Genomic DNA, 3556 nt, shown 5'->3' with positions numbered 1-3556 from the left:
ACCCGCCGCCAGAAGCAGAATATCGTCAATATTCCAGATCGGGCTCCTGTGGGATGACTGAATTCTACAAAATAACCTGAAATAACCCCAAGTGTGAGAAATCCGCGTCGATCTGGTGACGCAATGCCGGGGGCAGGGATGGCGGATCGAGCGACAACACGGGCAGGATTATTGTTACCCCTACCTCGACGTCCAGCAGATGGTTCATGGCTGGGCGATACCCTGACCAGCCCCCTCGTCGTTTCCTGAGCCATCTTCTCTTGCCCGATTCCGCCGGTGTTACAGGGTCCGGGCGAGCGCGGAGCGGGAGCGGCGTAGCCCGCCCGCAGGGCGCCGAAACAGGCTCCGAAATGGCAGTTTTCCACCGAGAAAAGGGGGGACAACAGGGGGATTAGATTCTTTTCTCTTTCTTAGGGATCGCCACACCCCGCAGAGAACCAAGAAAAACAGGTTGTTTTAAGTGCCGGATTCCGGCACCTATTAGTGCCAGAGCCCGGCACCTAAAAACAGGTTCTCCACAGGGAGCAGACCATGGCCCAGATTATGCGCCTCACTACCCACCAGCAACGCTCCGAACGAGAGGAAGCGGCACAGGTGGCCGAGCAGCTCTCGCTCCTGTCCGAAGAACTCCTGCAGCATTTGCCCGGAGAGGCGCGTATAGCCATCTCAAGGGCCACATACGCGCTACAGAAGGCCGCGCGACCAGACACCACAGAAGGGCTTTGGCCGGGAGGTTTCACCATGTTGAGCCGCAACCAAACTATCGCCATCTGGGATGCTATTCGTGCCCTGCCATCCAATGACCGGCCTCATCAGGTCCGCCATGTTTTCGATCTGGTGTTGGTTAATCTCCGGCAGGATACGGGCGAAGTTCTCCTCACCCGCGACCAGCTCGCCGAGAAAGTCGGATGCACTTCGAACCACATCAGTCGCATGATGGGCACGCTGGAAAAAATGGACGTAATCCGCCGCGAACGCCGCAAAATTGAAGGTATGCAGGGTCGAGGAATGGCCGTGTATTTCATCAACCCGCATGTGGCATGGAACGGCTCACTGGACGTCCGCAAGGCGCAGGCCGCGGAAACCCGCCCACCCATGCAACTCGAACTCCTTCAGGGAGGCGCATCATGACTGAGGCACCGGAAAACCTTGTTCTTGTCCATCTGCGACGGCTAGAAGAGAAGGTCGATAAGCTCGCCCGCAACCAGGTGGAATTGCATCAAGCGGTCACAACCAACCTGCAATATACCCAGCGTCTCGGTACCCGCATGGGCGAACTGCGGGACGATCTGGAAGTGATGCTCAAAGCTGAGACAATGGGAGCCAGCCTCTCATGGCGGCGTGAATTGGAAGGACGTATTGAAGCTCTCGAAAGTGAACTTCTTTCTCGATCCAATCATTGATTTTTAACTATTCCTGTATAACACTAATAATAAATGTTCCTATCTTAGGAGTTTACTATGAAAGTCAGTGGTTACACTAACATCACCTATGACCTACCGGACAACGGTTCCAGAGCTAAGAACACCCCATCTCTTAATCTAGATTTCAGTAATATGACCCCTCAAGAAATGGAATCTGCAAGAAGAGAACTAGGAAATGAAGGAAAAATCTCTCTCCATCAAAGTGTAGAAATGGCTTTAATGGATGGGTATGCGTTTATAGGTGTTAATGGTGGAAAACAGGTTGCTGGATCAACAAATATGTATTCGATGATTGATTCGATGCTGGATTATGAAAAAAAATATGGCACAATTAATGTCAAAGACAACATTGATTCTCTTAAAGCTCTGAGAGAAACTCTTGAACAAAATGACGTACATACCTCTCAAAACCGCTCGATAATAGCTTAACTGGGTGAATCAAACGACTCACCCAGTTACTATATAAAAATCTAAAAGTATTATGGAGAAGTAATCATGTTAGTTAACTCTGTATCACCACCTAGCTACATCCAGAAAAACCTTGCATCACAAAAAACAGAATCCTCACAAGCTACATCCAATAAAACAGCATTTTCATCTAATTCAATTGCAGTTGATTTTACAAATATGTCACGGCAGGAACTTAGGGATTGGTCAAATGAACAAATAAAGTCTGGGAAAATGACACTCGATGACGCCAGTCCGTTTATGTTTATGTCATTAGATATTCCAGTATCTGGAGATTACAATTTAAATCTCAACAAAAAAGTTGATTTTTTCAGTATAGTTAAAAATGGATTAGAAGGAGCAAAATCAAATCATGATTTTGAAAGTTTAGGACTGCTTGAAAAGGCATTACATATTATGAAAAACAATCAAACAAACAGTGTAGATATTACAGCATGAGCATGGGGGCAATTTTTTACCCCCATGCTCAAATATTATTTTATGTTTATTGTCGTGCTTAATGATTGAACTGGGGGATTTGCAGAAATATCCACATTTTTGAATACCCCGCCTTGATACCCATCAGCACTCCATAATTTCACAAATCCAACAACACTATCTCCAGTGTCACACGGCCAATAATATTGATTGTTTTTTACACACATAGGTATTGTCTGGTAATTATTCGTCTTTGGCAATTCCGTATTATTCATAGATGCATATGTTGATTTCCCATATCCAACCTCTATAACAGCAATACGTAGCATCGCTCCACCATGATCACATGTCGTTGATGCTTGATATTTTGCCGTCATATACTCAACGCCGCAATTACTTGATGCAACTGCATATACCCACATATCAGTTAGAGGTGGAGCGATGCTTCTAACTTGAACATTTACAGTTTTCTCTTTTACAACACCTAGTGTTGTTCCGTTCAATTTCAATGGCTCTATTGATTTAATTAAAGATATTTCTTGTTTTCCATTTAATGATTCAGCTCGAACAGATACTGGTTCAAGCACTGGCATTCCAAAAACAAACGACAAAAAAAATACTCTCAGGATAGTATTTTTCATCATCAATCACTCCAAACACTGCCAATTCTGGGGTCGGTACATAAAACGGGCACAGATATACGCTAAGGATTATCGGTGATTGTGACGGCTTGCCGGAGCGGGCGGAGTTTCCAGACCACCAGCGTATCCCCTTCCTTGAGCCAGGCGAGGCACGTCTTGAGGCCAGGGCGATCATCGCGGGCACCAGAGGCCTTGTCGGAATGAATGTGGCGTGCATCGACGCCAGCCGCGATCAGCGCATCGCGCTGGAGATCCACTGACTGGCGTTCGTCGGCTGAGGACACTCGCATATAACCGACCAGCATGTACGACAAACCTCATCAGAAGAGTTTCCGCACAGTAATGCAAAGCGACATGGTTTGTCGTGCAGTTTTTGCTACCTTGGTGGCTATCTTTTCCCGGCAAGAAAAAAATGACGGAAAACACCTGTTTTCCGTCATATACCCTCAGCATCCGACCTTAGCGTATATCTGTGCCCGTTCTATGTACCGACCCCAATCAGAGCGCATCCAGAAGAGGCGCAGGCGGTCGTCAGGTCAGCCTCTGGGGAACGGCGTGACATTCTTTTCAAGGAAGCTCTTGCCCTGAAAGCAGCGGGACACAGCA

Annotated in this window: 6 protein-coding genes; 4 read left to right on the top strand and 2 right to left on the bottom strand. The window is 47.1% G+C overall.

Annotated elements, in window-relative coordinates:
- Positions 1-531 precede the first annotated feature (531 nt).
- The 4 genes from GOB86_RS15050 to GOB86_RS15035 all read left to right on the top strand — a co-directional run bounded on the left by GOB86_RS15050 (position 532) and on the right by GOB86_RS15035 (position 2330).
- Positions 532-1131 (top strand): helix-turn-helix domain-containing protein, encoded by a 600-nt coding sequence (locus tag GOB86_RS15050; RefSeq protein ID WP_165993468.1) that lies wholly within the window; start codon positions 532-534, stop codon positions 1129-1131.
- The gene (locus GOB86_RS15045; RefSeq protein WP_165993466.1) at positions 1128-1403 is read left to right on the top strand and encodes a hypothetical protein; all 276 of its coding nucleotides are present in this window, start codon (positions 1128-1130) and stop codon (positions 1401-1403) included. The genes GOB86_RS15050 and GOB86_RS15045 overlap by 4 nt, the downstream gene beginning before the upstream one ends.
- A 57-nt stretch (positions 1404-1460) precedes the next feature.
- Complete coding sequence (locus GOB86_RS15040; protein ID WP_165993464.1) at positions 1461-1853, top strand: hypothetical protein; 393 nt, start codon at positions 1461-1463, stop codon at positions 1851-1853.
- Positions 1854-1919: 66 nt separating this feature from the next.
- Entirely contained in the window at positions 1920-2330 is a 411-nt protein-coding gene (locus tag GOB86_RS15035) for a hypothetical protein (RefSeq protein WP_165993462.1), read from the top strand.
- 35 nt (positions 2331-2365) lie between these two features.
- On the opposite strand, the gene GOB86_RS15030 is transcribed toward GOB86_RS15035, so the two are convergent.
- Entirely contained in the window at positions 2366-2953 is a 588-nt protein-coding gene (locus tag GOB86_RS15030) for a DUF4879 domain-containing protein (protein WP_165993460.1), read from the bottom strand.
- A gap of 59 nt (positions 2954-3012) precedes the next feature.
- The gene (locus GOB86_RS15025) at positions 3013-3255 is read right to left on the bottom strand and encodes a recombinase family protein (protein WP_110507851.1); all 243 of its coding nucleotides are present in this window, start codon (positions 3253-3255) and stop codon (positions 3013-3015) included.
- Positions 3256-3556 lie beyond the last annotated feature (301 nt).

This window comes from Acetobacter lambici, from assembly GCF_011516885.1.
Taxonomy (GTDB): Bacteria; Pseudomonadota; Alphaproteobacteria; order Acetobacterales; family Acetobacteraceae; genus Acetobacter; species Acetobacter lambici.
Note: the sequence above shows the minus strand (reverse complement) of the source record. Positions and strands in the feature narration are given on the sequence as shown.

Excerpts from the sequence above, each read along its gene's own strand:
- GOB86_RS15050 (WP_165993468.1), top strand. The coding sequence starts at position 532 with ATGGCCCAGATTATGCGCCTCACTACCCACCAGCAACGCTCCGAACGA.
- GOB86_RS15045 (WP_165993466.1), top strand. The coding sequence starts at position 1,128 with ATGACTGAGGCACCGGAAAACCTTGTTCTTGTCCATCTGCGACGGCTA.
- GOB86_RS15040 (WP_165993464.1), top strand. The coding sequence starts at position 1,461 with ATGAAAGTCAGTGGTTACACTAACATCACCTATGACCTACCGGACAAC.
- GOB86_RS15035 (WP_165993462.1), top strand. The coding sequence starts at position 1,920 with ATGTTAGTTAACTCTGTATCACCACCTAGCTACATCCAGAAAAACCTT.
- GOB86_RS15030 (WP_165993460.1), bottom strand. The coding sequence starts at position 2,953 with ATGATGAAAAATACTATCCTGAGAGTATTTTTTTTGTCGTTTGTTTTT.
- GOB86_RS15025 (WP_110507851.1), bottom strand. The coding sequence starts at position 3,255 with ATGCTGGTCGGTTATATGCGAGTGTCCTCAGCCGACGAACGCCAGTCA.